The following is a 19,705-nucleotide window of genomic DNA, read 5'->3' as shown; positions in this document are numbered from 1 at the left end:
GCGGGATGAAGCTCAGGCCACGCCCGTGTCCTGCTCGGAGAGCGCCGCGATCAGGTCGACGATGTCGTCCTCGAGCAGGCTCACGTGGTCGACGGCGGCGGCGAATGCAGCGGCCGGGTCGTTGCGCCGTATCGCGTCGAGGATCGCGCCGTGCTCGCCGATGGTGGCGGCCATGCGGCCGGGCTGGAAGGTGACGTAGCGGCGGTAGACGCGCACGCGCTTGCGCAGCGCACGGGTCTGCTCGGCCAGGTAGTGCGTGTTGGAAGCCTCGTAGAGCGCGTCGTGAAAGTCCTGGTTCACGTCGTAGAAGCGCGAGTGGTCGCCCGAAGCGAGGATGCGCGTGAGTTCGTCGTGCAGCTGGCCCATGCGCAGCTTCTGCGCCTCGGTGGACCGGCGCGCGGCGAACTTGGCGCACAGGCCTTCCATCACGGCCATCATCTGGAACATCTCGATGAGCATCGGCAGCGAAATGCGCGCCACGCACACGCCCTGGCGGCTGCGCAGGTCCACCAGGCCGGTGGCGGCCAGCGCCTTGAGCGCCTCGCGCACCGGCGTGCGCGACACCTTGAAGCGCTCGGACAGCTCGGCCTCGTCGAGCCGGGCGCCGGGCTTGAGCACGCCGCTCACGATCAGGTCCTCGAGCGTGTCCTTCAGCTCGTCGGACAGCGTGGCGCCGCCCCTCACACGCTGCCGGTCGCGCCCACGCGGCTCCGAGGTTTGCGCGGTATCGGGTTCCTTGGGTTCGATGCTCATGTCTTCTTTCTGGTTGTGGGCAAACGCCGGCCGGTTGCGGTCTCGAGGATTCAGAACGGACGGTCTCCGGCCACGGTGGTGCGGTGCATCACGCGCCGATAGACCCTGTCGTCGTAGGGCGTGGCGCGGTGCATGGTGCAGCGGTTGTCCCAGACCAGCAGGTCGCCTGCCAGCCACTGGTGGCGGTAGCTGAATTCGGGCGCGATCGCGTGCGCGTTGAGCTCGGCGAGGAGCGTGGCGCTTTCCTCGGCTGGCAGGCCGTCGATCTGCTTGACCACGTCCTCGCCGACATAGAGCGAGAGCCGGCCCGTCTCGGGGTGCGTGCGCACCAGCGGGTGCACCACGTCGGGCGTGGCGGCCAGCTGCTCGGGCGTCAGCGGGTTGCGGTCGGCAAAGGCCCGCCCGTAGTAGTTCGCGTAGCTGTGGGTGGCGGTCATGGGCCGGATGCGCGCCTTCATGTCCTCGTCGAGCGCCTCGTAGGCCGCATGCATCGAGGCGAAGAAGGTGTCGCCCTCCACCGGCGGCACCTCGAGCGCATAGAGCAGCGCGCCCATCGAGGGCTCGGCCTTGTACGAGAGATCGGAGTGCCAGTTCCAGCCCTCCTTGTGGTTGCCGATCGGCTTGCCGTTCTCCGACACGTTCGACAGCACATAGACCTCGGGGTGCTCCTTCTTCAGGAACTGGGTCAGCACATGGCCCAGCAGCGGACCGAAGCGGCGCGAGAACGCGACATGCTGGGATTCGTCGAGCTTCTGGCCGCGGAACAGCAGCACCGAGCGTTGGTTGAGCGTGTCGCGCAGCACCGCGAAGTCGGCATCGCTCACGGGCTCTCGCAGGTCGATGCCCTTGACTTCGGTACCGATGAAGGAGGTGAGGTTCTCGAGTTGCATGGTCGGGATTCGTGTCTGTCTGAGGTCTGAGGAAAGAAGCAGGCGTCAGCGCCCGTAGTCGGGTTGGGTGCGCTCCAGCATGCGCAGGAACGCCGGCCACTCCCGGGTTCCGGGCGGCAGGATGTCGCCGGCGAATTCGGTGAACTGGCGCGCCGCCAGCGCGCTCGCTTCGGGCTGCGGGTACACCAGCGATTCGCCGGGCGCAAGACCGCCCTGCGCCAGCAGCTGCACCTTGGCCGCCTTCTCGAAGTAGTACATGAGAATGAAGGCCTCGGGAATCGTGCGGCCCACGGTCAGGATGCCGTGGTTGCGCAGCACCAGCGTGTGGTGGGGGCCCAGGTCGCGCACCAGGCGCTCGCGCTCGCCGGTCTCCAGCGCCACGCCCTCGTAGTCGTGGAAGGCGGTGTGGCCCTGGTAGCGCATCGCGAACTGGCTCAGCGGCGACAGGCCGTTCGGCATGGCCGCGATCGCGGTGCCGGCGTCGGAGTGCGTGTGCAGCACGCACAGCGCGTCGGGCCGTCCCGCATGGATCGCGCTGTGGATCACGAAGCCGGCCTGGTTGACCTCGCTGTCGGTCTCGTCCACCTTGTTGCCGTCGAGGTCGATCTTCACCAGCGACGATGCGGTCACTTCCGAGAACAGCAGCCCGTAGGGGTTGATGAGGAAGTGGTGCTCGGGCCCCGGCACGCGCGCCGAGATGTGGTTGTAGATCAGGTCGTCCATGCCGAAGTGCGCCACCAGCCGGTAGCAGGCGGCGAGCTGCACGCGCAGCTCGGCTTCGGTGGCCGGATACACGGGAGAATGAAATTCGTTCATGGTCATGTCAGCTTTTCACCGCGCTGCGCGACACGCAACGCACGAGACAATTCGGCCAGCGCAGCGAGGCCCTTTCGTGGAACACCGCGGAACCGGCTTTGCCGGGCCGCTGGTGTTGCCCCCGGCTGGGGGCTGAGGAGCCGCGGCTCCAAGCCTGCCTGCGCAGGCTTGGACGGCTTCGAAGGGCCGCTGCCTCTGGCAGCGACTCGAGGCGCCCGACACGAAGTGCGGGCAACCTGGGGGCGAGCCTCATTTCCACCACACCAGTTTCTGGTCGATCCAGACCAGCAGGCCATAGAAGACCATGCTGGCCACCGAGGCGGCCAGCACCGCCGACCACACGCTCAGCAGGTCGACCTGCTGCGTCGATTCATAGATCATCCGGCCGAGTCCGGCATAGGCGCCGAGCATCTCGCCCACGATCGCGACGATCATGCTGCGCGGCACGCCGATGCGCAGCGCGGTCACCACCGAGGGCATGGCGACCGGCAACCGGAGGCGCCAGACGATCTTCAGGGGCCCGGCACCGAAGCTGCGCATCAGGTTCACGGCCGCCAGGTCGGCCTGCTTCAGGCCATGCAGCGCATTCACCAGCATCGTGAAGCCGACCGCCAGCGCGACCAGCGCGATCTTCGAGGCCGCGCCGAGCCCGAACCAGATCAGGAACAGCGGTGCATAGGCCACCGTCGGCACGGCGTTCACCGCCACGGCCAGCGGCATCACGATGCGCTCCAGCGGCGGCGCGAGCAGCAGCAGCACCGCCACCGCGAGGCCGAGCACGCTGCCCAGCGCATAGCCGCCCAGCGCCTCGCCGAGTGTCGCCGCCAGCGCCGCGGCGAGGCGGCCGGTGTCGGTGAAGGCATGACGCACGATCGAGCCCAGGCTCGGCAGCACGAAGGGCGGGATCTCGAAGAGCGCGATCGCGCCCTCCCACACCGCCAGCAGCACGATGACGCTCAGGATCACCGGCAGCACGGGCGATGCCGTCAGCTTTCGCTGCGCCACCATACGAGCCTCCTTTCCACGAAGGTGAGCAGCCCGTAGAGCAGCGCACCCATCAGCCCGCAGGCGAACATCACGACCCACAGCCGCACGACGAGATCGGCGTTCATCGCCTCCATCAGCATCACGCCGAGGCCCGTCGTCTCGCCGAACCATTCGCCGACCACCGAACCGATCAGGCTCAGGCCGATGGCCACGCGCAGGCCCACCATGATCTGCGGCAGGGCCGAGGGCACGGCGAGCTTGAAGAACATGAGGAGCCCGCCGGCGCCGAAGCTCTTCATCAGCGCGATGCGCTGCGGATCGCAGGACTTGAGGCCGCGCAGCGTGTTCACGGTGACGGGGAAGAAGGTCAGGAAGAACGCGGTCATGACCTTGGCCAGCAGCGAGTTGCCGAACCAGATGACGATGAGCGCGCCGAAGGCCACCACCGGCACCGTCTGCGACACCACGAACAGCGGGAACACCGAGCGCTCCATCCAGCGCGAATACGAGAAGGCCGTGCCGCAGGCGCAGCCGAACAGCGCTCCCATCGCGAAGCCGAGCACGGTTTCGAGCAGCGTGCGGCCGAAGCCGCGCATCAGCTGCGGCCCCACCGACCAGGCGTCCTGCGCGATGGCGCTCAGCGCCGGCAGGTAGCGCGGCGACGGCGCGAAGGCATGCACCGCGATCTCCCAGACGATCGCCAGCCCGACGAAGGCCAGCACGGGGGAACGCAGCGCGCGTTGCATCATGGACGTCACGAGGCGCGCTCCTCCTGGGCGAAAGTCTTGCGGCTCTCCTCCTCGATCTCGGCCAGCAGCCGTTGCTTGAGCCCGATGAACTCGGGCGACAGCACGATCGACGGATCACGCGGACGCGGCAGGTCGATGGCCGTCTCGCTCTTCACCGTGCCGGGGCGCGCCGTCATGACCAGCACCTTGTCGCCGAGCACGATGGCCTCGTCGATGTCGTGCGTGATGAACAGCACCGTGCGCCGATGCCGCGCCCAGATGTCGAGCAGCCAGTGCTGCATGCGGCTGCGCGTGAGCGCGTCCAGCGCACCGAAAGGCTCGTCGAGCAGCAGCAGGTCGCGCTCGAACAGGAAGGTGCGCATCAGCGCCACGCGCTGGCGCATGCCGCCCGAGAGCTGGTGCGGGTAGTGGTCGGCGAAGCCGCTCAGGCCGAACTCGGGCAGCATGGCGCGCGCACGGTCGCGCGCCTTCTTGCGCGGGACGCCCTCCACCTCGAGCGCCAGGATCGCGTTGTCGAGCACCGTACGCCACGGGAACAGCAGGTCGCGCTGCGGCATGAAGGACACCTTGCCGAGCAGCTGGCCGTCGCGCTGCGGCGCACCGCCGAACAGCAGCGAGCCGTCGTCGTCGGGTGGCAGCAGGCCGGAGATCATGTTGAAGAGCGTCGACTTGCCGCAGCCTGAAGGCCCCACGAGCGTCACGAACTCGCTCTTCGCGATCCGCAGGTTGACGCCGGACACCGCCACGGTCTGCGCCTGGCCTTCGCCGAAGCGCTTCCACACGTTGACCAGCTCGAGCATCGGCGGCGCGGCATCCGCCGCGGCCGGCAACATCACCTCGTGGGGCACGAACTTCATGGCCTGGCGGCTCAGAACTTCTTGTCGCCGGCCGGCACCTTGGCCCAGAAGCTGGCGTCGTAGGCCTTGGCGAGATCGGTCGGGGCCTTCAGCGCCTTGTACTCGACCATCTGCGCCTGCATCTTCTCCACGGTCGGCAGGTCGATGGCGAGAATGCCGTCGCTTCCGCCGCGGCCGGCCTTCACCAGCTTCTCGAACTCGTCGAGCATCGCCTCCTGGTGGGCGCGGTTCAGGCTGGGCGAGGCGGCCATGACGATGTCGATGGCTTCCTTCTTGTTCTGCAGCGCGTACTTCCAGCCCTTGATGGTGGCATTCATGAAAGCCTGCACCTGCTTCGGATTCTCGTTGCGGTACTTCTCCGACACGAGCACCGTGTCCTGCTGCACGATGACGCCGTAGTCGTCGGGCTTGATCAGCGTGAGCTTGTCGCCGAGGCCCTGTTCCTTGAGCGTGTTGAGCTCGTTGTAGTAGGTGGCGGCGGCGACGTCGAACTGCTTCTCGACGAAAGGCGCCAGCGAGCCGGACTGCGGCACGATGGTCAGCTCGGACTGCTTCACGCCGGCGGAGGCCAGCATCGAATAGAGCGTGTACTGGGTGCCGGTAAACCAGGTCGCGACCTTCTTGCCCGCGAAGTCCTTCACCTTGGTGATGCCCGAATCCTTGTAGGTGACGTAGGTGAAGGGCGTGGTCTGCACCGTCACGCCGATGCACACGAGAGGCAGGCCCTTCTCGCGGGCGAAGAGCACCGTCTCCGTGCCGCCGGCCAGACCGAAGGTGTCGTTGCCGGAAGCGACGAGGGTCTCGACGTTGAGGTTCGGGCCGCCCGGGTTGATGGTCAGATCGAGCCCACCCTCTTCATAGAAGCCCTTGGCCTTCGCCACGAAGAACCCGGCGAACTGCGCCTGCGCCAGCCACTTGAGGCGCACCGACACCTTCTCCGCAGCGGACGCGGGCAGGGCCGCCAAGAGAGCCGCCGACACAGCGACGGCGGTCAGGATACGCAAGGACTTGAATGACATGGGGAGGCCTCATGGATACAAAAACTAGCTTAAGCAGTATCCATGCCATATGTTTTTCGGCCTCTTCCGGCCAAGAATTCGTCGAATTGGCCCGAAACATGCACTTCGTCGCCCACGCCGCCCCAAATTGAACCGTGATGAACCGAATGCATGCGCTGACCGATCTTTCCGCCCGCGAAGCCGCCGAACGGATGCACCGAGGCGAGCTCGCCGCCAGCGCCTATGCCGAGGCGCTGCTCGAGCGCGCCGAGGCCATCGCCGAGCTGGGCGCCCTGCTCCACAGCGATCCGGCACGCCTGCGCCGCGAGGCTGCCGCGCTCGACGCCGGGCCGCCGCCGGCGCCCGGCCATCGCCCGCTTCATGGCCTCCCGCTCGCCTTCAAGGACAACATCGACGTGGTCGGCTTCCCCACCACCGCCGGCAGTCCGTGGATGGCCGACCACCGGCCACGCCGCCCCGCCGGCGTGACGCAACGCCTGCTGGACGCGGGTGCGCTGGTGCTGGGCAAGACGAACCTGCACGAGTGGTCGCAGGGCGTCACCGGCTACAACCACGCCTTCGGACCCTCGCGCAATCCCTTCGACAGCTCGCGCATCAGCGGCGGCTCCAGCGGCGGCAATGCCACGCTGCTCGGCATGCGTGCCGCGCCGGTGGCGATCGGCACCGACACCGGCGGCTCGGTGCGCGTGCCGGCTGCACTGTGCGGACTGGTCGGCTTCCGGCCGACCACCGGTCGCTGGCCCGGCGACGGCCTGGTACCGATCTCTCCGACTTTCGATGCCGCAGGCGTCATGGCGCGCAGCGTGGACGACTGCGTGCTGATCGACCATGCAGTCGCCGACGGGCCGCTTCGGATGGCATCGACCCCGCTGGCGGGCCTGCGCCTCGGGGTGCCCGGCGGCTATTTCTGGGAACAGATCGACCCTCCCGTGGCGACGCTCGCGCAGCAATCCCTGGCCCGTCTGCGCGACGCCGGCGCGGTGCTCGTGCCCTGCGATCTGGCCGAAGCCGGCGCACTCTTTCAGGAGGGCTCGATGTCGATCTCACTGCACGAGATCCTGCCCGCGCTCGGCGCCTATTTCGCGCGCCACGGGCGGCCGTTCGACGCCCGCGAGCTCACCCGCGCGATCGTGAGTCCCGACGTGCGGCCGCTCTTCGAGCGCCTGTTCGGCGCGGGCGCCATCACCGCCGAGGCCTACGCACACGCGCTCCACGAATTGCGGCCGCGCATGCAGGCGGCCTATCGCCATTGCTTCGCGCGGCATGGCATTGCCGCGCTGCTGTTTCCGACCAGCCCGCTCACGGCCGCGCGACTGGGCGAGGACGTGGAGGTCACCCTGTGCGGACGCCCGGCCTCGGCCTTCTCGGCCTACATCCGCAATACGGGCCCCGCGGGCATGGCGGGGCTGCCCGCCCTGAGCCTGCCGATGGGCCAGACCCAGGACGGCCTGCCTGCCGGCCTGGAGCTCACCGGACCGGCTGCATCGGACACCGCGCTGCTCGGCGTCGCGCTGGGAATCGAGGCGGCGCTGCCTGCGGCGCCGGTGGCGCCTGCGTTGAGGTGCTGGGTCGCGCCGATGGTGTGAGCCCGCCCCAGCTCACCCAGCCCGCATCGAATCGAAAAGCTCGATTCAGTGGGAAGGATCAGTCATTCAATGCGAATGTTGCTTTGCAGGATCACCTTGCCCCACGCCTCCGAGTCTTTGGCCAGGAAGGCAGCGAACTCTTTCGGCGTGCCTCCCACCGGGACCTGCGTGAAGTCCATCACCTTCTGGCGATACTCCGGACTCGATGCGATCCCCTGCATCACGCCGGCCAGACGCTGAACGACTTCTGGCGGTGTCCCGGTCGGTGCGAAGATCCCGTTCCACGAGTAAAGCGGCGGCCCGAAATTCAGCTCCGCGAGCGTGGGCACATCGGGCAGTTGGGGCAGCCGCTCGCGCGCCGACACCGCCAGTGGCCGAAGCTTGCCTGTTTGGATGTGCGGCATCGCCATCGCGGTCACTTCAAGAGAGCTGTCCACCCGACCGGCAACGATGTCCATCAGTCCACCATCCTTGTAGGGCACGTGCGTCATCGTCGCGCCGTTGGATTGGAGAATCTGCAACACCGCGACGTGGTTGGGGGAGCCCTCGCCATAGGAGGAGTAGCTCAGCGTTCCAGGCTGTGCCTTGGCAGCCTGCAGCAGATCGCGCAAATTGCGATACGGCGAGTCGGCTCGAACGATCAACACGAACGGCACATCCAGCAGGTGGATGATCGGGATGAAATCCGAGGCCTTGTACGGCAGCTTCTTGAAAAGGTGCGGGTTCAACGAGATCGACGGGGCCAGGCCATAAAGCAAGGTATACCCGTCGGCCGGAGCGGCGGCCACGGCCTGAGCGCCAATGATGGAGCTTGCCCCGGGCCGATTGTCCACGATGACCGGCTGTCCAAGCTCACGCCCGGCACGTTCTGCGATGAACCGTGCCATCGCGTCGGCAGACGTGCCTGCGGGCAGCGTCACCACCAGGCGAATCGGCCTCGAAGGATACGGCGTCTGCGACCAAAGGCATGAACTGCCGAAGGTGGTCAGCCCCGCAGCAGCCAGTCCCCGCAAGGCAGACCGACGAGAGACGGTATGTCCGGAAGGCTTGTTCTCTGAACTCAGGAATGTGGCGTTCTTCATGTGGCGTTCTTCATGTGGCGGAACCGCGGCGTCACGCGTCGTCGTCGAGGAATGGGTAGTCGGTGTATCCACGATGATCGGGMGAATAGATGGACGCCTCGTTCAAGGGGGTCTGGGCGGCACCGGTCTGCAATCTCCGCGGCAGATCGGGGTTGGCGATGAAAGGCCGGCCGAAGGACACCAGATCGGCGTGCGAATCCAAGGCGGCCTCCGCCTGCTCCCGGGTGCGCAATCCATTGTTCGCGACGTACAGGCCGGAAAAGCAGYGGCGGCTCGATGCATAGTCCACTGCGTGCGTCGCGGGCCCGCTCGTGGTCGAGCCTTCGACGATGTCGACGTAGCAGATCTTCAGCTCGCTCAGGGATGCCAGCGCGGTCCGCAGCAGCAGCTCAGGGTTGGCGTCCGAGAGCCGATAGTTCGTCGGATTTGTCGGCGACATGCGGACCCCGACGCGGTCCTCGCCCCAAATCTCGCACACCGCCTCCACGACCTCCAGCAGCAATCGGCAACGATTCTGAACAGTCCCACCGTAGCCGTCGCGACGTTGGTTCGACGAATCCCGCAAGAATTGATCAAGCAGGAATCCATTGCCCGCGTGCACCTGCACGCCGTCGAATCCCGCCTCCAGGGCCGCCTGCGCCGCGGACCGATATTCGTCCACCACACCGGGGATCTCGCCAGTCGTGAGTTCGTGTGGAACCAGAAGCGGCATTCGCCCCTGAGAAGTGCGCACGGTCGCTTCGGAGATGATCGCGGATGGCCCGATGGGCAGAGCGCCGTCTGGCTGATTCAACGGGTGCGAGTTTCGGCCGCAATGCCAAAGCTGGGAAAAGACCCGCCCACCGCGCTGATGCACCGCGTCGGTCACCTTGCGCCAACCCGCCACCTGCTCTTCGGTGAAGATGCCTGGGGTGTTGGGCCAGCCTACGCCGCGTGCTGAAACCGCGGTCGACTCCGTGATGATCAAGCCGGCGCTCGCGCGCTGTGCGTAATACGCCGCATTGAGTTCCGTAGGAACGCCCCGAGGGCAGCGATCCCTGGACATCGAGGACATCACGATTCGGCTGGGCAGTACCTGCCTGCCAAACTGCACGCTGTCGAACAGGCGCTTGCGATCAGTTGGCACGATGGACCTCTCGGCGGATCGATGGCGGCAACGGGCTTCCGTACCGCGCGTGGGAGCCGGCGCTCACGTGATGCTCATTTCCAGCGGCGTGGTCTGGAACGCCAGCTGCCGCCAATTGCCATCGTGCCGCGCCCAGACCTGCATGACCCGAGAGTCGATCCGCACAGTGCCGCTGCCGTCCTTCCGCACGGCGACAAGCAGTTGTCGGCCTGTCATCAGTGCCGCATCGCCCAGCACCTCGACCTTCAGGTCCGAACGGTCGATCTGGCGGTAGTCGACGTGCGTGCCGCCGGTTCGAAAGTAACTTTCGTAGTCGTCGGTCTGACCCTTTGCATGCACGTGCGTGAGACCGGGGTGGAGGATCTCGCGCAGGCGCGCGAAGTCGGCGCGCTTCATGGCACTGCAGCGCTGCGCTTCAAGGTCCAGCAACTGCGATTCGGTGTCAGGGGCGGTTTGGGTGGTGGTCATAAGGGTCCTTGGTCGTAAAAGATGAGTGGTGTCAGTCAAGCTGGATGCCCGTGCGCGCGACCAGTTGGGTCCAGTGGTCCTGGTCCCGCTGAAGGAGCTTGGCCAGCGCTGCGCCATCCTCATACCGAGGAACGACTTCGAGCCGCTTCGAGCGATAGGCATGAAGAATTTTTCTCCGTGTGCGTGGGTCTCGGGTCAGCAAAGTTCTTGCAGCCCTCACGTCTGGGTATAGGCCGTCTTCACCACGGTGAAGAACTCCTGCGCGTACCTGCCCTGCTCGCGCGGGCCGTAGCTCGAGCCCTTGCGCCCGCCGAAGGGCACGTGGTAGTCCACCCCCGCCGTCGGCAGGTTGACCATCACCATGCCGGCCTGGCTGTGGCGCTTGAAGTGCGTCGCGTACTTCAGCGAGGTGGTGGCGATGCCGGCCGACAGGCCGAACTCGGTGTCGTTGGCCGTGGCCAGCGCTTCCTCGTAGTTCTTCACCCGGATCACGCTCGCCACCGGRCCRAAGATCTCTTCCTTGTTGATGCGCATCGCGGGTGCCGACTCGCTGAACAGCGCCGGCGACATGTAGAAGCCGTCGGTGTCGAGCKYSAGCCGCTCGCCGCCCGCGGCCAGCGTGGCGCCCTCGGCCTTGCCGATCTCGACGTAGTCCAGGTCCTGCCGCAGCTGGCTCTCGCTCGACACCGGCCCGATGTCGGTGCCCTGCGCCAGCGCRTCRCCSACCTTGATCTTCGCCATCCGCGCCTTCATCGCCTCGATGAACTTCGSATAGATCCCYTCGGTCACGATCAGCCGGCTCGACGCCGTGCAGCGCTGGCCGGTCGAATAGAAGGCGCTCTGCACGCTGAGCTCGACCGCCTGGTTCAGGTCGGCATCGTCGAGCACCACCTGCGGGTTCTTGCCGCCCATCTCGAGCTGCACCTTCTTGTGCTTCGTGGCGCACTGGATGGCGATGTTGCGGCCGACGCCGACCGAGCCGGTGAAGCTGATCGCATGGATGCCCGGGTGGTTCACCAGCGCGTCGCCGATCACGCTGCCGCGGCCCATCACGAGGTTGAAGACGCCGGGCGGGATGCCCGAGCGGCTGATGATCTCGGCCAGCGCCCAGGCGCAGCCCGGCACCAGGTCGGCCGGCTTCATGACCACGCAGTTACCGAAGGCCAGCGCCGGTGCGATCTTCCAGGCCGGGATCGCAATCGGGAAGTTCCACGGCGTGATCAGGCCGACCACGCCCACGGGCTCGCGCGTGATCTCGATGCCGATGCCCGGGCGCACCGACGGCAGCACCTCGCCCGCCAGCCGCAGGCATTCGCCGGCGAAGAACTTGAAGATCTGGCCGGCACGCGTCGCYTCGCCGATGCCTTCGACGCGGGTCTTGCCCTCCTCGCGCGCCAGCAGCGTGCCGAGCTCTTCCTTGCGCGCCAGGATCTCGGCGCCGATCTTGTCCAGCGCCTCGGAGCGCGCCTGGATGCCGCCGGTGGACCAGGCGGGAAAGGCGGCCGTGGCGGCCGCGACCGCGGCGTCGACCTGGGCSGCGTCGCCCTGCGCGTACTGGCCCAGCACGTCGCCGAGGTTGCTCGGGTTGAGRTTGGCGCTGTAGCTGGCAGCRGCGCGCCATTCGCCGTTGATGAGGTTGTCGAAGTTCTGCATGGCAGGGAATCCTTGGGAATCGGGGTGGAGGGGCAACAGCTTACTGCGGCGGACGCACCGCCTGGCGCCCTACTGCGGGCCGAGCTTGGCGATCAGCGCCGCCAGCGCCTCGTACTCGTCGGCCCTGAGCTCGGTCAGCGGCGTGCGCACCGGGCCGGCATCGTGGCCGACGATCTTCGCGCCGGCCTTGACGATGCTCACCGCGTAGCCCTGGCCCTTGTTGCGGATCTCGAGGTAGGGCATGAAGAAGTCCTTCAGCAGGCGGTGCTGCGTCGCGATGTCGTCCTTGGCCACGGCTTGGTAGAAATCCATCGCGGTCTTCGGGATGAAGTTGAACACCGCCGACGAATACACCGGCGTGCCGAGCGCCTTGTAGGCGGCCGCATAGACCTCCGCCGTCGGCAGGCCGCCGAGGTAGGCGAAGCGCTCGCCCATGCGCAGGTGGATCGCGCTCATCAGTTCGATGTCGCCGATGCCGTCCTTGAAACCGACCAGGTTCGGGCAGCGTTCGGCCAGCTTCTCGAGCGTCGCGGGATAGAGCTTGCTCTGGCCGCGGTTGTAGACGATGACGCCGAACTTGACGCTCTTGCAGACCGCCTCGACATGCGCCGCCAGGCCTTCCTGGCCGGCTTCGGTGAGGTAGTGCGGCAGCAGCAGCACGCCGTGCGCGCCGGCCTTCTCGGCCGCCTGCGCGCACTGGATCGCGAAGCGCGTCGGGCCACCCGCGCCGGCGATGATCGGCACCTTGCCGCGGCAGGTATCGACCGCGGCCTGGATGATGCCGGGGTACTCGTCGCCGGTCAGCGAGAAGAATTCACCGGTGCCGCCGGCCGCAAACAACGCGCTGGCCCCATAGGGCGCCAGCCATTCGAGGCGCTTTTCGTAGCGCTGCCGGTCGAAGTCGCCGTTGCGGTCGAAGTCGGTCAGCGGGAAGGACAGCAGGCCGGAGCCCATGATGGATTTGAGTTCTTGGGGAGTCATGTGAAGAACGGAGGGGTGGGTGGAAATGGGAAATTGAAGTGCCGCCCTAGTCCAGCTTGATCTGGGCGGCCGTCACGACCTTGGCCCAGCGGGCGCGTTCCTTCTCGAAGAACTGGTCCTGCTCGGTCGGCGTCATGGTCACGACCTCGGCACCCTGTCCGGCCAGCCGCGAGCGGATGTCGGGCGTGCGGATAATCGCGATCAGTTCCTTGTTGAGGCGCTGCACCAGTGCTTCGGGCGTGCCGCGCGGGACCAGGACGCCTTGCCAGGTGCCGGATTCGAAACCGGGCACGCCCTGCTCCGCGAGGGTCGGCACGTCGCCGATCAGCGGCATGCGCGTGCCCTTGGACACGCCCAGCACCTTGAGCTTGCCGCTCTGCACGTGCGGCAGCGTCGCCAGCATGCCGTTCATCAGCACCTGGGTCTGGCCGGCCACCGTGTCCTGCACCGCCTGCACGCCGCCCTTGTAGGGCACGTACACCCAGCGGGCGCCGCTCGCCCGCTCGACCGCGACACCGGCCAGGTGCGGCGCGCTGCCGGTGGCGGTGACCGCGAAATTGAGGTCGGACTTCTTCGACAGCGCGACCAGTTCCTTCAGGTTGTTGGCCGGCACCGACGGATGCACCACCAGCAGGTGCGGCGAATAGGCCAGCATCGTGACGCCACGCAGGTCCTTGGCCGGGTCGAAGGACAGCTTGGTGTAGACCGAGGGGCTGATCGCCAGCGCGCCGACATCGCACAGCAGCAGCGTGTAGCCGTCGGGCTGGGCCTTGGCCACCAGGTCGGCGCCCAGGTTGCCATTGGCGCCGGCGCGGTTCTCGACGATCACCGATTGCTTCAGCGCTTCCGACAAGGGCTGGCTGATCGAGCGCGCGATGATGTCGGACGACCCGCCCGGCGGGTACGGAACGACGATGCGGATCGGCTTCGAGGGCCAGGCGTCGGCGGCCTGGGCGGCACCGGCAGCCAGCAGGCCACCGCCGAGCGCGCCGAGTACGAGATGGCGTCGATTCAAACTCATGGGTTGTCTCCTGATCGTTGAAAGCGAGCATCGCATGGTAGCGATGTCATCAGTCATCGTACAACTAGTTCGAAAAGATGTCCAGCAAAGACCGACCTGCCCGTCAGGCAGCCGGCGTCTGGCCTGCGGCCGCAGCCTTGTCGGCGTCGAGCCGGGCCGCCTCCTGGGCGATGCGCAGCCGTTCGCGGCTGTTGGTCAGGTGGATGCGCATGGCCGCGCGCGCCGACTCGGGGTCGCGCCGCGCGATCGCCGCGTAGATTTCCTCATGCTCGCGGTTCACCCGGCTGAGGTATTCGCCGCGCCGGTCGTGGTTGCGGATCGCCGTGATGCGCGTACGCGGAATGATCGTCGTGCCGAGGTGGCTCATGATGTCCGCGAAGTAGGGATTGCCGGTGGCTTGCGCGATCTGCAGGTGGAAGCGGAAATCGGGCGCCACGGTATCGCCGGCGACGGTCACGTTGTGCTCGAAATCGTCGAGCGCCTGCCGCATGGCGGCGAGCTGCTCCTCGGTACGGCGGGTCGCGGCCAGCCCCGCGGACTCGGTCTCCAGGCTGATGCGCAGCTCGAGCACCGCCAGCACGTCGACCGAGGTGGCGATGTCCGAGGCCTCGAGCCGGAACATGCCGGCGGCCCGCGGCTGCAGCACGAAGGTGCCGATGCCGTGGTGGGTTTCGACCAGCCCACCGGCCTGCAGCTTGGAGAGCGCCTCCCGCACCACGGTACGGCTGACGCCGTAGGTCTGCATGATGGCCGACTCGGTCGGCAGCTTGTCGCCCGGACGCAACTGCTGGCTGCGGATCTTCTCGCCCAGGTCGTCGACCAGGCCATGCGCCAGGCCCCGCACCTTGCGGCGCGGCGGAGCGCCAGGCACGGGCTCGGTGCTTGCGGTTGACCCCGTTGACAGGTTCGACATGGCGTGATGATAATCCCCCGCACGTTGTACGACAACCGATAACTTACGACATCCGACAGAGACAAGAATGAGCGCCGCTTCCGTCACATCCTCCCCCGCGCGGCAAGTCGCCCGCCTCCTCCTGACCGGGGCCGCCGGCGGCCTGGGCAAGGTCCTCCGCGAACGCCTGCGACCCTGCGCGGCGGTGCTGCGGGTTTCCGACATCGCGGCGATCACGCCGGCCGAGGGCCCGCACGAAGAGGTCGTGGCTTGCGACCTGTCCGACAAGCAGGCGGTCGACGCGCTGGTGGCCGGCTGCGACGCCATCGTGCACCTGGGCGGTGTCTCGGTCGAGCGACCCTTCGAGGAAATCCTCGAAGCCAACATCAAGGGCGTGTTCCATATCTATGAGGCCGCCCGCCGGCACGGCGTCAAGCGCGTGGTGTTCGCCAGTTCCAACCACGTGATCGGCTTCTACAAGCAGACCGAGCACCTGGACGCCCACGTCGCACGCCGGCCCGACGGCTATTACGGCCTGTCGAAATCCTTCGGCGAGGACGTGGCCCAGTTCTACTTCGACCGCTGGGGCATCGAGACCGTGAGCATCCGCATCGGCTCGTCGTTCCCCGAGCCGCTCAACCGCCGCATGATGAGCACCTGGCTCAGCTACCGCGACCTGAGCACGCTGATCGAGAAGTCGCTCTTCACGCCGGACGTCAAGCACACGGTGGTCTATGGCATGTCGGCCAACCGCGATCTCTGGTGGGACAACGACGCGGCCGCGCACCTGGGCTTCGTGCCGCAGGACAGCTCGGAAGTCTTCCGGGCCAAGGTCGAGGCGCAGCCGCCGGTGGCGCCCAGCGATCCGAACGCGATCTACCAGGGCGGCGCCTTCACCGCCCAGGGCCCGTTCGGAGACTGAGCGCCGTGTCGAGCCGGGCCGAACTCGTGGTCGACGCGCGCTGCGGCACGGGCGAGAGCCCGGTGTGGTCCGTGGCGGAATCCGCCTTGTACTGGGTCGACATTCCGGGCCGTGCGCTGCACCGCTGGTCGGCCGCCGGCCACACGCAGTGGGCCAGCGACGAAATGCCGGCCTGCATCGCGCCGCGCGCCGACCTGCCGGGCGCCTGGATCGCCGGCATGGAAAGCGGCCTGTTCTCGATCGCGCCGCAGGATGGCGGCAAGCTGGCAGCCACCCGGCTCGCCGAGGTGGGCCACGCCATGACCGGCATGCGCTTCAACGATGGCCGCTGCGACCGCCAGGGCCGCTTCTGGGCCGGGACGATGTTGATGGACATGGCCGCCGGCGCCCGCGTCGGCCGGGTCTATCGGCATGACAAGGGCAGCGAGGCGCCATCGCTGCAGCTCGAAGACCTGATCGTTCCCAACGGCCTGGGCTTCAGCCCCGACGGCCGCACGATGTACCTGTCGGACTCCCATCCGAGCGTCCAGGCCATCTGGGCCTTCGACTACGACACCGCCACCGGCACGCCCTCGCGGCGCCGCCTCTTCGTCGACATGAACCCCCTGCCCGGCCGCCCCGACGGCGCCGCGATCGACGCCGACGGCTGCTACTGGATCTGCGGCAACGACGCCGGCCTGGTGCACCGCTTCACGCCCGAGGGCCGGCTCGACCGCTCGCTCGAGGTGCCGGTCAAGAAGCCGGCGATGTGCGCCTTCGGCGGACCGAAGCTGGACACCCTGTTCGTCACCTCGATCCGCCCGGGCGGCGATCTGTCGGACCAGCCGCTGGCCGGCGGCGTGTTCGCGCTGCGGCCCGGCACCCAGGGCATCCCGGAGCCGGCCTTCGGCACCTGATTCCAAGATTTCACGACAACCACCAGCAAGAGGAAGACAAATGAAGTTCAACAAGCACGCACTCATCGTCGCCATCGCGGCCTGCATGACCGCGATGGCCGCGCAGGCCACCGAGTTCCGGTCGGCCGACATCCATCCCGACGACTACCCGACCGTGACCGCGGTCAAGTTCATGGGCGAGCGGCTCAAGGAACTCTCGGGCGGCAAGGACACCATCAAGGTCTTCAACAACAGCGCCCTCGGCAGCGAGAAGGACACGATCGAGCAGACCAAGATCGGCGCGCTGCAGATGGTGCGCGTGAACATCGCGCCGATGAACAACATCTGCCCCGAGACGCAGGTGCCGACCATGCCCTTCCTGTTCCGCTCGGTCGACCACCTGCACAAGGTGCTGGACGGCCCGGTCGGCGAAGAGATCCTCAAGTCCTGCGAGAAGCAGGGCTTCATCGGCCTGGCCTACTACGACAGCGGCGCCCGCTCGATGTTCACCGCCAAGAAGCCGGTCCGCAGCTTCGCCGACATGAAGGGCCAGAAGGTCCGCGTGCAGCAGTCCGACCTGTGGGTCTCGATGCTCGAGGCCATGGGCGCCAACGCCACGCCGATGCCGATGGGCGAGGTCTACACCGGCCTCAAGACCGGCCTGATCGACGCCGCCGAGAACAACTACCCGACCTACGAGAGCTCGCGCGCCTTCGAGGTCGCCAAGTACTACACCAAGACCGAGCACTCGATGGCCCCCGAAGTGCTGCTGTTCTCCAAGCGCGCCTGGGACAAGCTGACGCCCCAGGAGCAGGGCTGGATCCGCCAGGCCGCCAAGGAATCCGTGCCCTACATGCGCAAGCAGTGGGAAGAGCGCGAAGTGAAGTCGCTGGCGACCGTGAAGGCCGGCGGCGCCGAGATCATCGAGATCGACAAGGCCCCGTTCCAGGCCGCGATGAAGCCGGTGTACGAGAAGTTCATCGTCGACGCCAAGCTCAAGGACCTGGTCAAGCGCGTGCAGGACACGAAGTAATCGACTGCATCCGGCCGCCCTCCCCCGCACGCGGGAGGGCGTCGCCAACCCACATCATCATGTACACGAAAATCTGCCGCACGCTGGCTCGCGCCTGCATGTGGCTGGGCATCTTCGGCCTCGTCGCGGTCATCTGCGCCGTGAGCTGGCAGGTGTTCGGCCGCTACGTCCTCAACAACACCCCCACCTGGGCCGAGAGCCTGGCGCTGCTGCTGGTGCTCTACGTCACCATGCTCGGCGTCGCCGTCGGCGTGCGCGATGCGGGCCACATCGGGCTCGAATCCTTCCTGGTGCTGGCGCCCGACCGGCTGCGCCTCAAGATGGAATTCCTGATCCATTTCCTGATCCTGATCTTCGGCGCCGCCATGGCCTGGAACTGCGCCTCGCTGGCCGAATCGGTCTGGGACTACCGGCTGCCCACGCTGTGGATCTCCGAGGGATGGAAGTACGTGCCGGCCGCCTTGTCCGGCGTCCTTATCGTGATGTTCTCGATCGAACACGTCATCGCATTGGCCCAAGGCCGCGAAGTCGAACCCGCCTGGGGCTGAGCATGACCATCCCTCTTCTTATCCTGTGCGTGAGCTTCACGCTGTTCCTGCTGCTGGGCGTTCCGGTGGCGTTCTCGATCGGCCTGTCGGCCCTGTCGACCCTGCTCTATGAAGGCCTGCCGCTGGAAGTCGGCTTCCAGCAGATGACCTCGGGCATGGGCATCTTCTCGTTCCTGGCGATCCCGTTCTTCATCTTCGCCGGCGAGCTGATGCTGTACGGCGGCATCGCCGACCGCATCGTCAACCTGGCGCGCGACCTCGTGGGCCACGTGCGCGGCGGCCTCGGCATGTCGAACGTGGTGGCCTGCACGCTGTTCGGCGGCGTCTCGGGCTCGCCCGTGGCCGACGTCTCGGCGATGGGCGCCGTGATGATCCCGATGATGAAGAAGGAGGGCTATCACGCCGACTATGCAGTCAACGTGACGACCCACGCGGCCCTGGTCGGCGCCCTGATGCCGACCAGCCACAACCTGATCATCTATTCGCTCGCGGCCGGCGGCAAGGTCTCGATCGCGGCGCTGATCCTGGCGGCGCTGCTGCCGGCGGCGGTGCTGACCCTCAGCAACCTCGCGGCGGCCTACCTGGTGGCGGTGAAGCGCGGCTATCCGGCCGGCAGCTTCCCGGGCTGGCAGATCGTCGGCCGCTCGTTCGCGGCCGCCCTGCCCGGCCTGTTCATCGTGGTGCTGATCCTCGGCGGCATCCTGTCGGGCGTGTTCACGGCGACCGAATCGGCCGCGGTGGCGGTGCTGTATGCGCTGGCGCTGACGGTCTTCGTCTACCGCACGCTCACGTGGGAGCACTTCGTCAAGGCGGCCTCGAAGGCGGTGCGCACCACCGGCGTGATCCTGCTGCTGATCGGCATCTCGAGCACCTTCGGCTACCTGATCAGCCTTTACGGCGTGGCCGAGCTCACCGGGCAGATGCTGTCGCAGGTCACGAGCACGCCCTGGGTCATCTTCCTGCTGATCAACATCATCCTGTTCGTGCTGGGCACCTTCCTCGACATGGCGGCGACCATCCTTCTCTGCACGCCGATCTTCCTGCCGATCGCCCAGCAGTACGGCATGACCTCGGTGCAGTTCGGCATCGTGATGCTGATCAACTGCGCATTGGGCCTCAACACGCCGCCGGTGGGTACGACGCAGTTCGTCGGCTGCGCGATCGGAGGCGTTTCGGTCGGCACGGTGATGAAGACCATCTGGCCGTTCTACGGCGCGCTGATCTTCGCGCTCGGCGTCGTCACCTTCGTGCCGGCCTTCTCGACCTGGCTCCCCAGCATGTTCATGGTCGTCAAGTAAAGGAGTCCCGCCATGTCCGAAGCCGCCAAGGCGCCGCTGACCATCCGCATGCACGCGAACGACAACGTCGCGATCGTGGCCAACGACGGCGGGCTCGCGGCCGGCACGGTGTTCCCCTCGGGCCTCACGCTGCGCGAGAAGGTGCCGCA

20 protein-coding genes are annotated in these 19,705 nt (G+C 67.2%); 6 read left to right on the top strand and 14 right to left on the bottom strand.

The features are described from left to right. Positions 1–12: 12 nt before the first annotated feature. From AC1D2E_RS13660 to AC1D2E_RS13630, 7 genes are all read right to left on the bottom strand, one after another. Positions 13–753 (bottom strand): GntR family transcriptional regulator, encoded by a 741-nt coding sequence (locus AC1D2E_RS13660; protein WP_478197890.1) that lies wholly within the window; start codon positions 751–753, stop codon positions 13–15. Positions 754–803: 50 nt separating this feature from the next. Then, the gene (locus AC1D2E_RS13655; RefSeq protein WP_478197889.1) at positions 804–1,643 is read right to left on the bottom strand and encodes a TauD/TfdA dioxygenase family protein; all 840 of its coding nucleotides are present in this window, start codon (positions 1,641–1,643) and stop codon (positions 804–806) included. A gap of 45 nt (positions 1,644–1,688) precedes the next feature. Further along, positions 1,689–2,459, bottom strand: a complete 771-nt coding sequence (locus AC1D2E_RS13650) for a class II aldolase/adducin family protein (protein ID WP_478197888.1) — start codon at positions 2,457–2,459, stop codon at positions 1,689–1,691. Between the two features lie 249 nt (positions 2,460–2,708). Continuing rightward, positions 2,709–3,467, bottom strand: coding sequence for an ABC transporter permease (locus tag AC1D2E_RS13645; RefSeq protein WP_478197887.1), 759 nt, complete (start codon positions 3,465–3,467; stop codon positions 2,709–2,711). Beyond that, positions 3,446–4,195, bottom strand: coding sequence for an ABC transporter permease (locus AC1D2E_RS13640; protein WP_478197922.1), 750 nt, complete (start codon positions 4,193–4,195; stop codon positions 3,446–3,448). The genes AC1D2E_RS13645 and AC1D2E_RS13640 overlap by 22 nt, the downstream gene beginning before the upstream one ends. 5 nt (positions 4,196–4,200) lie before the next feature. Further along, on the bottom strand, positions 4,201–5,052 hold the full coding sequence (locus AC1D2E_RS13635; protein ID WP_478197886.1) for an ABC transporter ATP-binding protein: 852 nt from the start codon (positions 5,050–5,052) through the stop codon (positions 4,201–4,203). An 11-nt stretch (positions 5,053–5,063) separates the two neighbouring features. Next, complete coding sequence (locus AC1D2E_RS13630) at positions 5,064–6,071, bottom strand: ABC transporter substrate-binding protein (RefSeq protein WP_478197885.1); 1,008 nt, start codon at positions 6,069–6,071, stop codon at positions 5,064–5,066. A 137-nt stretch (positions 6,072–6,208) separates the two neighbouring features. On the opposite strand from AC1D2E_RS13630, the gene AC1D2E_RS13625 reads away from it, so the two are divergent. Beyond that, on the top strand, positions 6,209–7,657 hold the full coding sequence (locus tag AC1D2E_RS13625; RefSeq protein ID WP_478197884.1) for an amidase family protein: 1,449 nt from the start codon (positions 6,209–6,211) through the stop codon (positions 7,655–7,657). Between the two features lie 62 nt (positions 7,658–7,719). Here AC1D2E_RS13625 and AC1D2E_RS13620 read toward each other — a convergent pair whose 3' ends face one another. The 7 genes from AC1D2E_RS13620 to AC1D2E_RS13590 form a co-directional block, all read right to left on the bottom strand. Next, complete coding sequence (locus AC1D2E_RS13620) at positions 7,720–8,739, bottom strand: Bug family tripartite tricarboxylate transporter substrate binding protein (protein WP_478197883.1); 1,020 nt, start codon at positions 8,737–8,739, stop codon at positions 7,720–7,722. A gap of 31 nt (positions 8,740–8,770) precedes the next feature. Then, the gene (locus tag AC1D2E_RS13615) at positions 8,771–9,865 is read right to left on the bottom strand and encodes an alkene reductase (protein ID WP_478197882.1); all 1,095 of its coding nucleotides are present in this window, start codon (positions 9,863–9,865) and stop codon (positions 8,771–8,773) included. Positions 9,866–9,928: 63 nt separating this feature from the next. Then, the gene (locus tag AC1D2E_RS13610) at positions 9,929–10,333 is read right to left on the bottom strand and encodes a nuclear transport factor 2 family protein (protein ID WP_478197881.1); all 405 of its coding nucleotides are present in this window, start codon (positions 10,331–10,333) and stop codon (positions 9,929–9,931) included. 216 nt (positions 10,334–10,549) lie between these two features. After that, positions 10,550–11,986, bottom strand: coding sequence for an aldehyde dehydrogenase family protein (locus AC1D2E_RS13605; protein WP_478197880.1), 1,437 nt, complete (start codon positions 11,984–11,986; stop codon positions 10,550–10,552). Positions 11,987–12,055: 69 nt separating this feature from the next. Beyond that, positions 12,056–12,967: a 5-dehydro-4-deoxyglucarate dehydratase gene (gene kdgD, locus AC1D2E_RS13600; RefSeq protein WP_478197879.1), complete on the bottom strand. Its 912-nt coding sequence runs from the start codon at positions 12,965–12,967 to the stop codon at positions 12,056–12,058. A gap of 46 nt (positions 12,968–13,013) precedes the next feature. Further along, positions 13,014–13,988, bottom strand: coding sequence for a Bug family tripartite tricarboxylate transporter substrate binding protein (locus AC1D2E_RS13595; protein WP_478197878.1), 975 nt, complete (start codon positions 13,986–13,988; stop codon positions 13,014–13,016). A gap of 103 nt (positions 13,989–14,091) precedes the next feature. Then, positions 14,092–14,901, bottom strand: coding sequence for a FadR/GntR family transcriptional regulator (locus AC1D2E_RS13590; RefSeq protein ID WP_478197877.1), 810 nt, complete (start codon positions 14,899–14,901; stop codon positions 14,092–14,094). A gap of 67 nt (positions 14,902–14,968) precedes the next feature. Here AC1D2E_RS13590 and AC1D2E_RS13585 point away from each other — a divergent pair, with 67 nt between their 5' ends. The 5 genes from AC1D2E_RS13585 to AC1D2E_RS13565 are packed head-to-tail and all read left to right on the top strand — an operon-like array spanning position 14,969 to position 19,556. After that, complete coding sequence (locus tag AC1D2E_RS13585; protein WP_478197876.1) at positions 14,969–15,802, top strand: NAD-dependent epimerase/dehydratase family protein; 834 nt, start codon at positions 14,969–14,971, stop codon at positions 15,800–15,802. Positions 15,803–15,807: 5 nt separating this feature from the next. After that, a complete protein-coding gene (locus tag AC1D2E_RS13580; protein ID WP_478197875.1) occupies positions 15,808–16,698 on the top strand; it encodes an SMP-30/gluconolactonase/LRE family protein in 891 nt (296 codons plus the stop codon). Positions 16,699–16,738: 40 nt separating this feature from the next. Next, positions 16,739–17,710 carry a TRAP transporter substrate-binding protein gene (locus AC1D2E_RS13575; protein ID WP_478197874.1) on the top strand — a complete coding sequence of 324 codons (972 nt, stop codon included), beginning with the start codon at positions 16,739–16,741 and terminating at the stop codon, positions 17,708–17,710. 59 nt (positions 17,711–17,769) lie between these two features. Next, positions 17,770–18,258: a TRAP transporter small permease gene (locus AC1D2E_RS13570; RefSeq protein WP_478197873.1), complete on the top strand. Its 489-nt coding sequence runs from the start codon at positions 17,770–17,772 to the stop codon at positions 18,256–18,258. A gap of 2 nt (positions 18,259–18,260) precedes the next feature. Then, the gene (locus AC1D2E_RS13565; RefSeq protein ID WP_478197872.1) at positions 18,261–19,556 is read left to right on the top strand and encodes a TRAP transporter large permease; all 1,296 of its coding nucleotides are present in this window, start codon (positions 18,261–18,263) and stop codon (positions 19,554–19,556) included. The last annotated feature ends 149 nt before the right edge of the window (positions 19,557–19,705 follow it).

The sequence above is a fragment of the Variovorax sp. P1_H2 genome (assembly GCF_056405295.1).
Note: the sequence above shows the minus strand (reverse complement) of the source record. Positions and strands in the feature narration are given on the sequence as shown.